General features: G+C 72.9%; 12 protein-coding genes. 10 read left to right on the top strand and 2 right to left on the bottom strand.

The features are described from left to right. Positions 1–1,011 (top strand): methylmalonyl Co-A mutase-associated GTPase MeaB, encoded by a 1,011-nt coding sequence (gene meaB / locus ACH4ZA_RS12230; RefSeq protein ID WP_398429202.1) that lies wholly within the window; start codon positions 1–3, stop codon positions 1,009–1,011. A 1-nt stretch (position 1,012) separates the two neighbouring features. Here the strand turns inward: meaB and ACH4ZA_RS12225 are convergent, their stop codons facing one another. Continuing rightward, on the bottom strand, positions 1,013–1,402 hold the full coding sequence (locus ACH4ZA_RS12225; protein ID WP_398429200.1) for a signal peptidase I: 390 nt from the start codon (positions 1,400–1,402) through the stop codon (positions 1,013–1,015). Positions 1,403–1,566: 164 nt separating this feature from the next. Between ACH4ZA_RS12225 and ACH4ZA_RS12220 the strand changes: the two genes are divergently transcribed. After that, a complete protein-coding gene (locus ACH4ZA_RS12220) occupies positions 1,567–1,929 on the top strand; it encodes a hypothetical protein (RefSeq protein ID WP_398429198.1) in 363 nt (120 codons plus the stop codon). Positions 1,930–1,942: 13 nt separating this feature from the next. On the opposite strand, the gene ACH4ZA_RS12215 is transcribed toward ACH4ZA_RS12220, so the two are convergent. Then, positions 1,943–4,084, bottom strand: coding sequence for a glycoside hydrolase family 36 protein (locus ACH4ZA_RS12215; protein ID WP_398429197.1), 2,142 nt, complete (start codon positions 4,082–4,084; stop codon positions 1,943–1,945). A gap of 436 nt (positions 4,085–4,520) precedes the next feature. On the opposite strand from ACH4ZA_RS12215, the gene ACH4ZA_RS12210 reads away from it, so the two are divergent. The 8 genes from ACH4ZA_RS12210 to ACH4ZA_RS12175 all read left to right on the top strand — a co-directional run bounded on the left by ACH4ZA_RS12210 (position 4,521) and on the right by ACH4ZA_RS12175 (position 15,695). Next, on the top strand, positions 4,521–4,976 hold the full coding sequence (locus ACH4ZA_RS12210; RefSeq protein ID WP_398429195.1) for a hypothetical protein: 456 nt from the start codon (positions 4,521–4,523) through the stop codon (positions 4,974–4,976). 143 nt (positions 4,977–5,119) lie between these two features. After that, positions 5,120–6,814 (top strand): ribulokinase, encoded by a 1,695-nt coding sequence (araB, locus tag ACH4ZA_RS12205; protein ID WP_398429194.1) that lies wholly within the window; start codon positions 5,120–5,122, stop codon positions 6,812–6,814. A 76-nt stretch (positions 6,815–6,890) separates the two neighbouring features. Then, positions 6,891–8,408: an L-arabinose isomerase gene (araA, locus tag ACH4ZA_RS12200; RefSeq protein WP_398429193.1), complete on the top strand. Its 1,518-nt coding sequence runs from the start codon at positions 6,891–6,893 to the stop codon at positions 8,406–8,408. A 43-nt stretch (positions 8,409–8,451) separates the two neighbouring features. Then, positions 8,452–9,174 (top strand): L-ribulose-5-phosphate 4-epimerase AraD, encoded by a 723-nt coding sequence (araD, locus tag ACH4ZA_RS12195; protein WP_398429191.1) that lies wholly within the window; start codon positions 8,452–8,454, stop codon positions 9,172–9,174. Between the two features lie 253 nt (positions 9,175–9,427). Beyond that, a complete protein-coding gene (locus ACH4ZA_RS12190; RefSeq protein ID WP_398429189.1) occupies positions 9,428–10,534 on the top strand; it encodes a LacI family DNA-binding transcriptional regulator in 1,107 nt (368 codons plus the stop codon). 88 nt (positions 10,535–10,622) lie between these two features. Further along, positions 10,623–13,295: a SpoIIE family protein phosphatase gene (locus ACH4ZA_RS12185; protein WP_398429187.1), complete on the top strand. Its 2,673-nt coding sequence runs from the start codon at positions 10,623–10,625 to the stop codon at positions 13,293–13,295. A gap of 164 nt (positions 13,296–13,459) precedes the next feature. Then, a complete protein-coding gene (locus tag ACH4ZA_RS12180; protein WP_398429185.1) occupies positions 13,460–14,272 on the top strand; it encodes a hypothetical protein in 813 nt (270 codons plus the stop codon). Positions 14,273–14,513: 241 nt separating this feature from the next. Further along, entirely contained in the window at positions 14,514–15,695 is a 1,182-nt protein-coding gene (locus ACH4ZA_RS12175; protein WP_398429183.1) for a PP2C family protein-serine/threonine phosphatase, read from the top strand. The last annotated feature ends 70 nt before the right edge of the window (positions 15,696–15,765 follow it).

Raw genomic sequence — 15,765 nt, 5'->3', positions numbered from 1 at the left:
ATGGCCATCGACCTCGACACCTATGTGAAGGGTGTACTCGACGGGAAGCGTGCGATCGTCGCGCGCGCCATCACCCTCGTCGAGTCCACCCGGCCCCAGCACCGGGTGCTGGCGCAGGAGCTGCTGACCGAGCTGCTCCCGCACAGCGGCAGGGCGCGCAGGATCGGCGTCAGCGGAGTGCCCGGCGTGGGCAAGTCGACGTTCATCGACGCGTTCGGCACGCTGCTGACCTCCCAGGGCCACCGGGTGGCGGTGCTCGCCGTCGACCCGTCGTCCAGCCGCACCGGGGGCTCGATCCTCGGCGACAAGACCCGGATGGAACGTCTCGCGGTGGATCCGGCGGCGTTCATCCGCCCCTCCCCCACCGCGGGCACCCTCGGCGGGGTCGCCAAGGCCACGCGGGAGTCGATCGTGGTCATGGAGGCGGCCGGCTACGACGTGGTCCTCGTCGAGACGGTCGGCGTCGGCCAGTCCGAGACCGCGGTCGCCAACATGGTCGACTCCTTCCTGCTGCTCACCCTCGCCCGCACCGGCGACCAGCTGCAGGGCATCAAGAAGGGCGTCCTGGAGCTGGCCGACGTCATCGCCGTCAACAAGGCGGACGGCCCGCACGAGCGCGACGCCCGCGCCGCCGCCCGTGAACTGGCGGGCGCGCTGCGGCTGATGCACGGCAAGGACGCCCCGTGGGCGCCGCCCGTGCTGAGCTGCAGCGCCCGGGAGTCGTCAGGACTGGACACCGTCTGGGAGCGCCTGGAACAGCACCGCAAGGTGCTCGACTCCACCGGGCGCCTGGCCGCCAAACGGCGCGACCAGCAGGTCGACTGGACCTGGACCATGGTCCGCGACGAACTCCTCGGCCGGCTGCACGCCGACCCTGCGGTGCGCGCGCTCGCCCCGCTCCTGGAACAGCGGGTCAGGGACGGCGGGCTGACGGCGACGCTGGCCGCCGAGCGCATCCTCGCGGCGTTCGCGGACGGGGACGGCCCGGGCGGCGGGGCGGGGAGCGGCTGATTCAGCCCCGGTCCTGCGGGCCGGCGTCGGCCGTGGCCCGGTAGCCCGCGACCGACGGCCAGCGAACCGTCAGGACGACCGACTCCTCCTCCGCGTACCAGGAGTGGTCGACGCCCTTGCCCCACACGATGTAGTCGCCCTGCTCCGCCAGTACGACGCTGCGCCCGGGCAGCTCGACCCGGAAGCGACCGCTGATGAGCACCAGCAGGGCGGTGCGCACCTCACCGCTCACCCATCGGACCCGCTCGTCGCCCCGCGGATGCACGCCCCACTTGATCTCCACGTCCGCACTGTGCCGGGGATCGTCGGCGTCCTTGAAGTGGCCCAGCAGCCAGCCGTGGTCCAGCGCCGCGTCCTTGCCGGCGTTGCCCACGTACACGTTGTCGCTCATGCGTCCGCAACGTAGCAGCCGCGACCGCGCCCCGCCGACCCGCCCCGGACCGCCCGGCACCGGGGGCGGCCCGGCCCCGGCGGCGGCGACGAGCCGGGCCGCCGCGCCGGAAACCGGAACCGTCTGCTCCCTGGCGGGCGGGGCACGCGGGGTCCATGACACAGGTGACTCTCGCGCATGCACTGCCCGACGACCCGATCGGGTGGTGGATCTACCTGGGCACGTTCGTCCTCTACGCGGTCGCCCGCTGGTGCTTCGCCTGGCGACAGGCCCGGCGGGACGGGGACGGCCACCCCGCGCGCGCCGCGTGGGCCGAGGACGATCCCCGGCCGGCGGTGACGGGCGGGTTCCGCTCCTACCGTCAGTTCTTCGGCTTCGTCGGCGGCACCCTCGCCGTCGTCGCCCTCGCCGCGCTGACGGAGGGCCGGCTCCGCGTCGTCCTGCTGTGCGTCGTCGTTCCGCCGCTGGTGACAGCGCTGTCGTACCTCGACTTCCGTCAGGCCCGCGCGGCGCGCACCGGGTCGTGACCGGGCTGCGTCGTCACCCGCCGCGCTCGACGTACGCGGCGTCCCATCGCAGCACCACGGCGGTGTCGGGGCGGGGCAGTCGGACGGTGAGGATCCCCGCGTCGGCGTCCCAGCGGGCGGTGGCGCCGGACGGGCCCGGGAACAGGATTTCCGGTACCCGGCGGACGCCCCGCAGGTGCGGCAGGGACAGCGCGCGGCGGTCGCCGCCGGGGCCGCGGCGCCACACCGTCAGGAACGTGGACTCCCGGCCCCGCAGCCCGTGGGCGAGCCAGGCGTCCTCCCACGCGGGCAGCCCGAGCGGCCAGTAGGGGTGGGCGCCGGCGATGTGGGGCCGGATGTCCTTGTACACCGCGATCGCGGAGCGTACGAGGGCGAACCGCTCGTCGTCCATGCGGTCGAGGAACCCCGAGAGATGGACCCGGCCGAGGAGTGCGCCGGCAAGGGTGAAGGCGATCTCGTCGGGACTGTGCTCGGGCTGGGGGTAGGCCCAGACCGCCGCCTGCTCGGGTGCGGCGGCGGTGGCGGCCGCGGCGGCGATCGGCGGACAGCGCAGGAGGTCCTGCTGGTCGCTGGTGGACTGCAGCTGCGTCACCGCCAGCTGCGCGTAGTCCATGCGCAGGCCGCCCGAACCGCAGTTCTCCAGGACGAGACGGGGGTGCCGGTCGAGCAGCGCGGCCATCCAGTCGAGGTGGGCGCGGTGGTGCCCGAGCAGTCCGGCGCCCGCGCTCTCGGGGCCCTCTCCGGCGCCGCTCTCCGTGCCCGGGCCGATGTTGATGTTGTAGTCGAGCTTGAGGTAGCCGACGCCCCATTCGCCGACGAGGCGGTCGACCACCCGGTCGAGATGGGCGCGGGCGGCGGGGTGGCGCAGGTCCAGGTGGTGCCGTCCGTGTTCGGTGACGCGCATCCCGCCGCGCTGGAAGAACGCCTCGGGCGGGAGCGTCCGGGCGAGCGGGCTGCGCACGCCGACGACCTCGGGCTCCAGCCACAGCCCCGGCGTCATACCGCGCTGCCGGATGGCGTCCAGGACCTCCGAGATGCCGCCGGGGAAGCGGTTGCGGGCGGCTTCCCAGGCGCCGACGGCGTCCCACCAGCCCTGGGAGTCGTCGTCGTACCAGCCCGCGTCCACGACGAAGACCTCCGCGCCGGCGTCGGCCGCGGACTCGATCAGGGGCAGCAGCCTCTCCGTGCTGGGGTCGCCCATGAGCGTGTTCATGTAGTCGTTGTAGATGACCGGGAGCGCGCGGTGGTCGGGGTGGTCGCGGCGGATGCCGCGGCGGTGGTCCGTGAGGATCCCGAAGGCGGCGTCGAGGCCGCCGCTCTGCGTCCGGACGAGGACGGCGGGCACGGTGTGGAAGTCCTGGCCCGGCGCGAGGGTGTGGTGCCACTGGTGGTGGGCGTCGTCGGGCCCGAACAGCGCGACGTAGGCCGCCCCTTCGCGCTCACCGGTCTCGAAGCGCCAGCCCGCGCTGGACTCGATCTGCCACAGCCACGCCCGCCCGTCCCGGTCGGTGAGGCCCGCGACGGGAAGGTGCCGGCCGGTGGACCAGCTGCCCTGCGAGTACCGCTCGAAGCATCCGCGGCCCTCGTGGCCGTGGGCGGACCGGCTCAGCGCGACGACCCGGTCCCGGTAGGGGGCCTGCCGCCAGCGGCACTCGGCGAGCCAGTCGTTGTCGGCCCAGTGCAGGGTGAGGCCGTCGAGCGATCCGTCGGCGTCGGCGATGCCGCCCAGGGTCAGCGTGGTCACGCTCTCCAGCCGGATCGGGTCCGCGCCCTCGTTGACCAGGCGCACCCGGGCCCGCAGGAACCCGGCGCCGGGAGGCGCCCCGTCGCCGCTCGCCTCGAGGGTGACATGGGCGGCGAGGCCGGTCACGGGATCCGCCAGCCGGATCGTGGTGCGCTCCCGGCCGCCGTCGTGGACCGTCTCATGGCCGCGGTATGACAGGCGTTCGCCCACGGACGTCTCGATGAAGCGCTCGCCCGACCACCGGCGTCCATGGCCGGTGGCGGTCACCTCGACGAGGGGCACCAGGCAGTCCCGGCCCTGGTCGGGTCCGCCCAGTCGCACCGATCCCCCGGCGTCCACCACGGCGTGCAGGCCCAGTTCCGGACGGGACCAGACAAGGGACCTCTCGTCCGTCACGGCGGCAGTGGTCAACGCAATTTCCTTCCGGGAAGGTTCGGTCCTGCGGTGGATCTCGCGGGCGCTGAACTGGGGATTCGCGTTCGGAGAAGGACAGGACCGCCGAGCCGGCCCGGGTGACCGAGGACTGGATCCCTGGTTTCAGTCCCTTGACGCCCGCGTTGTGACCGCTCACAATCCTGGCATGCCAGTGACCGGCACACAAGCTCGGCGGCCGGGTCCACCGCCTTCCGGGGCAGCGGAAGGCCGTCGGCGTCCACGACGTCGCCCTGGCGACGGACGGCTCCCACCAGACCGTCTCGAGTGTCATGAGGCGTCACCCGGCCGGTCACCGTCCTCACGTCATGGAGGGCGCCCTCCCCGCCACAATCGCCGCCACCCGGGGCCGCGTCACCGACAGGGCGCTGCGACTGCGCCTCTCGGCGGGCACGACCGCATCACCGCCGCACCCGTGGGCGGCGGCCGCCTCACCCTGAGGGACCTGCGCGTCACAAGCACCGCCGACACCAGGGGCGTCACCTCCTACGAGGCCGAGGACGCCGCCCTCGCCGGGACCGCGGACGTCTCCGGCCATGCCCGGACCTCGGGCGGCAAGTACGCGGGCCACGTCGGCCGGGGCTGCGCCGACACCCTCACCTTCCGGGTGATCGCCCCGGCGGGGCGGCCGATGCGTGATGAACGTGCGGTAGCCGGCAACGAGGTCGCGGGATCCGGGAACTACGACACCGACGTCGTCTCCAGGGCGGCGGACGTCACGGTGAACGGCGCACCGAGCAGGGTCATGCTCCGCAACACCTACAGCGGGTCCACCTTCTGGGACCTACCGGTCCCGGTCACCCTCAAAGCCGCGTCAACACCGTCGCCTTCGCAAATTCCGCCGCGTACGCACCCGACATCGACAAGGTGACCGTCGCGCCGCTGAACGGCTGACCTCACCTCGGCCGGGGTCTACACGGGCCCCGGCCTTCCCCATCCTCCACACCACCGGTTACCTTTCCCCTATCCGCAATACCGAACGTTGATTGTCATACCGAACAGAAGGGCGGTCCGGTGGTGAACGCCGAGATCCTGGACGAGCGCGGGGAAGAGTCCCGTCCCGACACCTACGTCATCGGAGTCGACTACGGCACGCTGTCCGGGCGGGCCGTGGTGGTCCGGGTCGCGGACGGCGCCGAGCTGGCGTCGGCCGAGCACCCGTACACCCATGCCGTGCTCGACCGGGAGCTGCCGGACGGGACCGCGCTGCCGCCGGACTGGGCGCTCCAGGTGCCGTCCGACTACATCGACGTCCTGCGCATCGCCGTCCCGGAGGCGCTGGCCCGCTCAGGGGTGCGCCCGGAGCAGGTCGTGGGCATCGGCACGGACTTCACCGCGTGCACGATGCTGCCGGTGCTCAGCGACGGCACCCCGCTGTGCGAGCTGCCGGACCTCACCGGCCGTCCGCACGCCTACGTCAAGCTGTGGCGTCACCACGCGGCCCAGGCCCAGGCCGACCGCATCACGGCGCTGGCCGAGCAGCGCAAGGAGCCGTGGATCAAGCGCTACGGCGGCAAGATCTCCTCGGAGTGGGAGTTCGCCAAGGGGCTGCAGCTCCTCGAGGAGGACCCGGAGATCTACGCCCGGACCGAGCGCTGGGTCGAGGCCGCGGACTGGATCGTGTGGCGGCTGTCCGGGAACTACGTCCGCAACGCCTGCACCGCCGGCTACAAGGGCCAGCTGCAGGACGGCGTCTACCCGTCACCGGAGTACCTCGCCGCGCTGAACCCCGACTTCGCCGACTTCGTGACCGCCAAGCTGGAGCACCCGATCGGGCAGCTCGGCGATCGGGCGGGCGGGCTGACGGCCGAGGCGGCGGCCTGGACGGGCCTGCCGGAGGGCATCGCCGTGTGCGTCGGCAACGTCGACGCCCATGTGACGGCCCCCGCCGCGACGGCCGTGGAGCCGGGCCGGATGGTGGCCATCATGGGCACCTCCACCTGCCACGTCATGAGCTCCGACCAGTGGGCGGAGGTGCCGGGCATGTGCGGGGTCGTCGACGGCGGCATCCTGCCGGGCCTGTGGGGCTACGAGGCCGGACAGAGCGGTGTCGGCGACATCTTCGGCTGGTTCGTGCGCACCGGCTTCCCCGCCGCGTACGCCGAGGAGGCGGCCGCCCTGGGACGCGACGCGCACCAGCACCTCACCGCGCTCGCGGCCGAGCAGAAGATCGGCGAGCACGGGCTGATCGCGCTGGACTGGCAGAGCGGCAACCGCTCCGTCCTGGTCGACCACGACCTCAGCGGCGTCATGGTGGGCCTGACGCTGTCCACCCGCCCCGAGGACGTCTACCGGGCGCTGCTGGAGGCCACCGCCTTCGGCACCCGCACCATCATCGAGGCCTTCGAGAACTCCGGCGTCCCGGTGCGGGAGCTGATCATCGCGGGCGGTCTGACGAAGAACGAGCTGCTGATGCAGATCTACTCCGACGTCACCCGGCTGCCCCTCGGCGTCATCGACTCGGCCCAGGGACCGGCCCTCGGCGCGGCGATGCACGCGGCCGTCGCGGCCGGCTCCTACCCCGACATCAGGGCCGCCGCCCAGGCCATGGGCAAGGCCCGTCCCGCGGTCTACCTGCCCGACCCCGAGCGGGCCGAGGCCTACGACCGCCTGTTCGCCGAGTACCGACTCCTGCACGACTACTTCGGTCGCGGCGCCAACGAGGTCATGCACCGCCTGCGCCGCATCCGCGCCGAAGCATCCGTCTGAGAACGTCGCCCCCCTGGGCGGTGACCGTCACCGCCCCCTCCTCTGTGGTCATCATTCCCGAAAGGAAACGTCCGACATGGAAGCCAACGCCACCCCGTACCCCGACCACGAGGTCTGGTTTCTCACCGGCAGCCAGGGCCTGTACGGCGACGACGTCCTGCAGCAGGTGGCCGAGCAGTCCCGGAGCATCTCCGAGACCCTCGGTCACGCGGGCGAGATCCCGGTGCGGATCGTGTGGAAGCCGGTGCTGACCGACGCCGACGCGATCCGGCGGATGTGTCAGGAGGCCTCGGCCTCCGACGCCTGCGTGGGCGTGATCGTGTGGATGCACACCTTCTCCCCGGCGAAGATGTGGATCGCCGGGCTCAGCGCCCTCGACCGGCCGCTGCTGCACCTGCACACCCAGTACAACCTGTCGCTGCCGTGGCCGAGCATCGACATGGACTTCATGAACCTCAACCAGGCCGCGCACGGCGACCGCGAGTTCGGCCACATCGAGTCCCGGGTGGGCGTGGACCGCAAGATCGTCGCCGGTCACGCCACCGACCCCCGCGTCGTGCGCCGCGTCGCCGCCTGGGCCCGCGCCGCCGTCGGCCGCCACACCGCGCGCACCCTGCGCCTCGCCCGCTTCGGCGACAACATGCGCGACGTCGCCGTCACCGAGGGCGACAAGGTCGAGGCCCAGATACGGTTCGGGTTCTCCGTCAACACCTACGGCGTCAACGACCTGGTCGCCGTCGTCGACGCCGTGCCGGACAAGGACGTCGCCGAACTCGCCGCCGAGTACACCGACTCCTACGACGTCGCCGAGGCCCTGCGGCCCGGCGGCGACCAGCACGACTCCCTGCTGTACGCGGCCCGTATCGAAGCAGGCCTGCGCGCCTTCCTCACCGAGGGCGGCTTCACCGCCTTCACCACCAACTTCGAGGACCTCGGCGGCCTGCGCCAGCTGCCCGGCATCGCCGTCCAGCGCCTCATGGCCGACGGCTACGGCTTCGGCGGCGAGGGCGACTGGAAGACCTCCGCGCTGCTGCGCACGGTGAAGGTCATGGGCGTCGGCAGCCCCGGCGGCACCAGCTTCATGGAGGACTACACCTACCACCTCGGCCCCGGCAAGCCGTGCGTCCTCGGCGCCCACATGCTCGAGGTCTGCCCCTCCATCGCCGCCGGCCGCCCCAGCGCCGAGATCCACCCGCTGTCCATCGGCGGCCGCGAGGACCCCGTCCGCCTCGTCTTCAACGCCGCCGAGGGCCCCGCCGTCGTCATCGGACTCTCCGACCTCGGCGACCGCTTCCGGCTCACCGCGAACGCCGTCGACGTCATCGCCCCGAGCGAGCCGCTGCGCCGTCTGCCGGTGGCCCGCGCCGTGTGGGAGCCCCGCCCCTCGCTGGCCGAGTCCGCGGAGAGCTGGCTGCTCGCCGGCGCCCCGCACCACACCGTGCTCAGCTCGGCCGTCGGCCTGGAGACGCTCACCGACTACGCCGCGATGACCGGCGTCGAGCTGCTCACCATCGACGAGAACACCACCACCGAGCAGTTCGCCAAGGAAGTCCGCTGGAACGCGGCCTACCACCGTCTCGCCCAGGCGCTGTGAGGCCGTACGCCATGGCTCTGATCCGTATCCAAGGAGGAAGCCGATGACCGCACGAGTGCGCGACGGTCTGCGGCAAGAGGTGCTGGACGCCAACCTGACCATCCCTCAGGTCGGTCTGGCGACGCTGACCTGGGGAAACGTCAGCGGTGTCGACCGTGAGGCGGGCGTCTTCGTCATCAAGCCCTCCGGGGTCCCCTACGAGGACCTCGGTCTCGACGACCTGGTGACCGTCCGCCTGTCGGACGGCGCGGTCGTCGACGGGCACCTTCGGCCCTCCACCGACACCGAGACCCACCGCTGCCTCTACCTCGCCTTCCCCTCCATCGGCGGCGTCACCCACACCCACTCCACCCGCGCCGTCGCCTTCGCCCAGGCCCGCCGTGACATCCCGGTGCTCGGCACCACCCACGCCGACACCTTCAACGGCCCGATCCCGGTCACCCCGGACCTCACGGCCGAGCAGTGCGCGAAGGACTACGAGTACAACACCGGGCGGGTCATCGTGGACCTGCTGGAGGAGGACGACCAGCGGGCCGTCGAGGTGCCCGCGGCCCTGGTGGCCAACCACGGGCCGTTCACCTGGGGATCGACCGCGCGCAAGTCACTCGAGCACGCGATCATCTGCGAAGCCGTCGCCGACATCGCCCTGCACACCTTCGCGCTGTCCCCGACGGCCCCGCCGCCGCCCCACCTGCTCAACCGCCACTACACCCGCAAGCACGGCCCCGACGCCTACTACGGCAATCCGGCGCCCACGCCCTCCTGACCGACCCGGGGTCCCGAAGACCGAGGTCCCGACAGCCGACGAACCGATGACGCGGAACCGCTGAACGACTCGTCGGCCATACGGCCGGCTGACCGACTGGTCGGCCGGCCGTCCGGCTGACCGGTCGGCCCCCGCCGGGCAGTCGGCCGGGCCGACCCACCGGCCCGTTCCCTGGTATACCTGTCGCACGGGCGTCGGCCCCGGTCCGCTGCGTCACTTGACGCCCGCCGTTGTGACCGCTCACACTCGATGCATGGATGTGACCGGTCACACGAACGCCGACCCCCGCACTCCCGGACGGGAACCGCGCAAAGCCGCCAGCATTCGCGATGTCGCACGCGCCGCGGGCGTCTCGTACCAGACCGTCTCCCGGGTGATCAACGCTCACCCCAACGTGCGCGAGGAGACGCGCCGCCGTGTCGAGGCGGCCATCGAGAGCCTGGGATTCCGGCGCAACCCGACCGCGTTCGCCCTCGCCGGCGGCGTGACCCGGTCCCTCACCGTCCTGACGTCGAACACGACGCTCCACGGCTACGCGGCCACCCTGCAGGGCCTCGAGGAAGCGGCCCGCGCGGCGGGATACGCCCTGGGCGTGAAGGTGCTGACGCCCGAGGACGATCTCGACCGCACGCTGTCCTCGGCGGCGGACGAGGGCGGCGGCCTGATGGTCATCGGCTTCGACCCGCTGGGCGCCGCGGCACTGGAGCGGGCCCCGGCCGACATGCCGTGCGCCGCCGTCGTCGAGGCCCCGCCGCCGGGCCGGACCCCTCCCCGTCCGGCCGTGTGGGCCGACGACCGCGAAGCGGCCCGGGCCGCCACCGCGTACCTGCTGGAGCTCGGACACCGGACCGTCCACTACCTCGCCATCCCGTCGTCCGTGGGCGCCCGGCGGCCCGAAGGCCCCCGCGCCCAGGGCTGGCGCGCCGCACTGGAGTCGGCCGGCGTCACCCCGCCGGAGCCGCATGGCGGAACGGGCTGGGACGCACAGGCCGGCTACGACGAGGGACGCCGGCTCGCGCAGGACCCCGAGGTCACCGCGATCCTGTGCGGCAACGACGACCTGGCGCTCGGCGTGCTGCGCGCCCTGCACCACGCCGGCCGCCGCGTCCCGGACGAGGTCAGCGTCGTCGGCTTCGACGACGCCCCGCACTCGGGTTTCCTCACGCCCGCCCTCACCACCGTGCGGATGGACTTCCAGGGGTTGGGCCGGGACGCCTTCGCCCTGCTGCGCGCCCAGTTGGAGAGCGGCCATCGGCCCCCCGAGCCGACCTTCGCCGGCACCGACCTGATCGTCCGTGAGAGCTCCGGGCCCGTCGGCGGCCGACGCGGCCGCGCCGGACGGGAGCGGAGCATGCCGTGAGTGCACAGCGGGCCACCGTGTGTGACGAGTTCGCCGAAGCCCGGCGTTCTGGGGTGATAGGGGGTACCAGGCGCGGTTAGATGGGGCCATGGATCGACGGCCCGGTCGTCTGCGGTCCTGGCAAGGGCTACGAACCGTCGCCGGCCAGGTGTTCGTTCTTCAGGTCTTCGTCATCGTCGTGCTGGTGGCGGCCGCGGTCGCCGCCCTGCTGCTCCAGTCGCGGACCGACGCCGAGCGCGAGGCCCGAAACCGCACCCTCGCGGTTGCCTCGGCAGTGGCCTCCTCCCCCTCCGTCGTCCAGGCCCTCGGCGAGCCGAAGCCCACCGTGGTGCTGCAGCGGCAGGCCGAGCAGACGCGCCACCGCTCCGGCGTGGACTTCGTCGTGGTGATGAGCGTCGACGGCATCCGCTACACCCATCCCGACCCCGCGCGCATCGGCCAGCACTACATCGGCAGCATCACGAAGGCCCAGCACGGCGGAGTCGTCACCGAGACGACCACCGGGACGCTGGGCCGGTCGGTGCGGACGGTCGTCGCCGTCAGGGACCCCGGCGGGAAGATCGTCGGCCTGGTCTCCGCCGGCATCACGGTCGAACGGGTGAGCGTGGCGGCCGACCGGCAGGTGCCGCTCGTCCTGGCGGCGACGGCGCTGGTGCTCGCGGCGGCCACCGCGGGGAGCGCGCTGATCAGCCGACGGCTGCGCCGCCAGACCCACGGACTCGGTCCGGCGCAGATGACCCGGATGTACGAGCATCACGACGCCGTCCTGCACGCGGTGCGCGAAGGGGTCCTCATCATCGACCAGCAGGGCCGGCTGCTCCTGGCCAACGACGAGGCACGGCGCCTGCTGGAGCTCGACGCCGACGTGGAGGGGCGGCCCGTCAGCGGCCTCGGCCTGGAGCCGAGGGCCGAACAGCTCCTGCTGTCCGGCACGACGGCCACCGACCAGGTGCTCAAGGTCGGCACCCGGCTGCTCGCGGTCAGCCAGCGCCCCATGGAAGAGCTGCCCGGCCCGGGAGGCTCGGTCACCACCCTGCGGGACACGACGGAACTCAGCGCCCTGGTCGGACGCGTGGAGGTCGTCCAGGAGCGGCTGAGCCTGCTGTACGAGGCCGGCCTGCGCATCGGCACCACCCTCAACGTGACGCGCACGGCGGAGGAACTGGCCGAACTGGCCGTGCCCCGGTTCGCCGACTACGTCACCGTCGACCTGGCCGACGCCGTGCTGCGCGGTGAGGAGCCGAACCTGGCGAACATCGCGGAGCTGCGCCGGGTCGCGCTGCACGGCGTCCGCACGGGCACACCGCTGTATCCGACCGGCCGGCTCATCCACTTCGACCCCTCGACGCCGCAGGCCACCGGCTTCGGTTCGGGGCGGATGGTGCTGGAGGCCGACATGGCGGCGTTCTCCGGCTGGCAGGTGCAGGCCCCCGACCGCGCCCGCGCGCTGGTGGCCTCCGGCATCCACTCGATGATCGCGGCACCGCTGCGGGCACGCGGAGTCATCCTCGGGGTGGCGACCTTCTGGAGGTCGCGGGAACCCACGCCGTTCGACGAGGAGGACCTCTCGGTCGCGGAGGAACTCGTGGCCCGTGCGGCGGTGAGCATCGACAACGCCCGCCGCTTCACCCGTGAGCACGCCACGGCCGTCGCCCTGCAGCGGACCCTGCTCCCGCACGCGCTCCCCGAGCAGAGCGCCGTCGAGGTGGCGCACCGCTATCTGCCGGCCGAGGCGGGCCTCGGCGGCGGCGTCGGCGGTGACTGGTTCGACCTCATCCCGCTGCCCGGGGCGCGGGTCGCCATCGTGGTGGGCGACGTCGTCGGGCACGGCCTGCACGCCGCCGCCACCATGGGGCAACTGCGCACCGCCGTCCACAACTTCTCGACGCTCGATCTGCCTCCCGACGAACTGCTCTGGCATCTGGACGAACTCGTCACCCGCATCGACCAGGACCGGGACGACGAGAACGGCGAGACCCCGACCCTGACCGGCGCCACCTGCCTGTACGCGGTCTACGACCCGGTGTCCGGCCGGTGCTCCATGGCGCGGGCCGGCCACCTCGAGCCGCTCCTCGTCCACCCCGACGGCCGGGCCCGGCCGGCCGGGGTGCCGGCCGGACCGCCGCTGGGACTGGGCGGGCTGCCCTACGAGAAGACCGAGATCCGACTGCCGCCGGGCAGCAGCATCGTGCTGTACACCGACGGTCTGCTCGAGGAACGGCAGCGGGACATCGACGAGGGGATCGAACGGCTGCGCGGAGTCGTCGCACACCCCGGACGTACACCTGAACAGATGTGCCAGGCGGTGATGGACGCCCTGCTGCCCACCGCCCCGCGCGACGACGTCGCCCTGCTCGTCGCCCGCACCCGACTGCTCGACGGTGACCGGACCGCGGTCTGGCAGGTGGAGTCCGATCCCGCGGCCGTCTCCGGTGTGCGGGCCTGCGTCAGCGGCCTGCTGCACGACTGGGGACTGGAGGAGCAGGCGTTCACCATGGAACTGATCCTCAGCGAACTGGTCACCAACGCCATCCGGTACGCGACCGGCCCCATCACCGTGCGCGTGATCCGTGACCGCAGCCTGATCTGCGAAGTGTCCGACGGGAGCAGCGTCTCACCGCATCTGCGCCGCGCCGCCGGCATGGACGAGGGCGGCCGCGGACTCTTCCTCGTGGCCCAGTTCGCCGACCGCTGGGGCACGCGCTACACCCCCGAAGGCAAGGTCATCTGGACCGAGCAGCAACTGCCCGCGTGGCAGTGAGGGGTCACCGGGCTTCCGCGGCTGCGGGCGGCGGGGGCGCGGGGTGCGGACCTCGGGTCGCGGGTCACCGGGTCGCGGGAGATTGTGCGCATGTGCGACGCGGTCATGAGTGCGGTGAGTACTATTCGGCAAAACCACGGCACATCACTCCAAGGAGGGCCCTCGTGGCCGACACCCATGACGAAACGACCAGCCTCAGGCCGCTGTACGCCGCCCGGTTGGCCGAGGACCTGAAGCACAACACCGAGGAGCAGGAGCGTCTCGGCAGCGAAGTGACCGCGCTCCAGGAGAAGTTGGAGTCACTGCGTCACGACCACGCTCTGCTGCTCAACATGCAGCAGGCGCTCGGCGGGGCCGAGCAGGCGGGCGAGGCGGCTTCCGCCGCCGCACCCACTGCTTCCGTTCCCCGTCAGGCCGCGCCCGCCGCCGCGCAGGGCGTCGAGCCGAAGAAGAAGGCGCGCGCCAGGAAGGCGACGTCCTCCCCCAAGGCCGGGACCCCGAAGGCCGAGACCCCGAAGGCCGAGACCTCGAAGGCCGACTCCTCGGTGAAGACCGGCGCCTCGGCGAAGCCCGCGTCGAAGGCCGCCTCGTCCTCGAAGCCCGCGCCGGCGTCCAAGGCCCCGGCGGCCACGAAGCCGGCGCCGGCGGCGAAGAAGGCACCGGCGGCCAAGAAGGCGCCCGCCGCCAAGCCTGCGTCCAAGGCCGGCGACGGTCCGACGCTGCGTGATCTCGTCGTCGGTCACCTGACCCGCGAGGGTGAGCCCCGCTCGGCCCTCGAAGTCACCGACGCGCTGACCGGCTCCCACCCGGAGCGCGGCGTCAAGATCACGGTGGTGCGCAGCACGCTGGAGGCCCTGGTGGCCAAGGGGCAGGTCCGTCGCAGCAAGCAGGGCAAGTCCGTCTTCTACTCGACGGAGTCCGTCCCCGCCGCCGCGGAAGCCGCCACCGCGGAGGAGAAGCAGCCGGCGACCGTCTGACGCGTCCGGCTCACCTCCGCTCGATCCGCCGAGACGGGGGCGGCGGCGGAGTGGGTGTGCGGCGGCGAACATGCCGCCGGGCGGAGCAATCGCCGGTGTGCCGCGGCTGCGCACAGCAGGCTGGACCTCTTGCCCGGGCCGTGTGACAGGAGTCCGCCGTGCGAAGGCCGTGCAACCCCGACCTCGCGACGTGCCGCCCGCCTGCACGCCACGCCCACGGGGTGGCGCGCAGGAGCGAGCGGTGAGGCAGGCGGCCCCGGACCGGCGGCCGGGCACCGCCGTGACGGCGCGGAACCGACCGCCCGCGCCTCCGGCGTGGGTGCGCAGACTGGCGCTGCTGTACGTGGTCGTCCTTTTGCTGATCGAGCCGGTGACGCCCGCGCAGTGGCCGGTGAGTTTCGCGCTGATCGCCGTGCCGCTGCTGACGGCGTTCGCCCACGGTCCGTACGTGGTCGCCGGTGCGACGGTGTTCGCCGTCCTCCTCGAAGGCGTGCTGGCCGGCACCCCGTGCTGCGCGGGGCGGTCCGTCGGTCAACTGTGGGACCGCCACTACGTGGCCTCGTACGTCTGCACCGCCCTGGTGGGCGCCCTGGGCGCAATCCTGGCGGCCCACCGGATGCGTCGTGAACGCACGCTCGCCGACGTGCGTTTCGTGGCCGACATCGCGCAGCGCGTCCTGCTCAGGCCGGTCCCCCACCGGATCGGCAGCCTTCGTCTGGAGAGCCTCTACCTCGCCGCCGCGGCCGAGGCGCGCATCGGCGGCGACCTGTACGAGGCCGTGCCGACGCCGTTCGGGGTGCGGCTCCTCATCGGTGACGTGCGCGGCAAAGGTCTGCTCGCGGTGGAGACCGCGGCCGCCCTGCTGGGCGCGTTCCGTGAGGCGGCGTACGACGAGTCCGGTCTCCCGGCCCTGGCGGGCCGCATGGAGACCAGCATGAGCCGCAGGGCGACGCTGACCGGCGGGCCCGACCCGGGTGAGCGTTTCGTCACCGCCGTCTTCGCCGAGGTCCGCGCCGACGACCACGTCGTCCGGGTCGTCAACTGCGGTCACCCGCCCCCGTTGCTCATCGGGCCGGACGGGGTCCGCGAGCTCAACCGGGGGCCGTCGGCCCCGCCGCTCAACCTCGGCATGCTCGTCGGCGACCCGTATCACGTCGAGGACTACGCCTTCCGGCCCGGTGACCAACTCCTGCTGTACACGGACGGCGTCACCGAGACCCGCGATCCCGGCGGCGCGTTCTACCCACTGCACCGGCGACTGCGCTCCTGGGGAGTCCTGGCGCCCGACGAACTGCTCCGCCGGCTGCACACCGACCTGCTGGCCCACAGCCACGACCGGCTGCAGGACGACATCGCGGCGCTCACCGCGTGTCTGCTCCCGGACGAGGGGTGTGCGCCGTGCGGCGGGGCGGCCCCCGGCTGACTCTTACGGAGTCATGACGTGGTGGGGCGCGGACCGGGTCACCAGGGGTGTGCCGGTCTAACGTGACGTC

This window comes from Streptomyces sp. NPDC020597 (genome assembly GCF_044335095.1).
In the GTDB taxonomy this organism is placed as follows: Bacteria; Actinomycetota; Actinomycetes; order Streptomycetales; family Streptomycetaceae; genus Streptomyces.
This window is presented reverse-complemented; position numbering and strand designations above follow the sequence as displayed.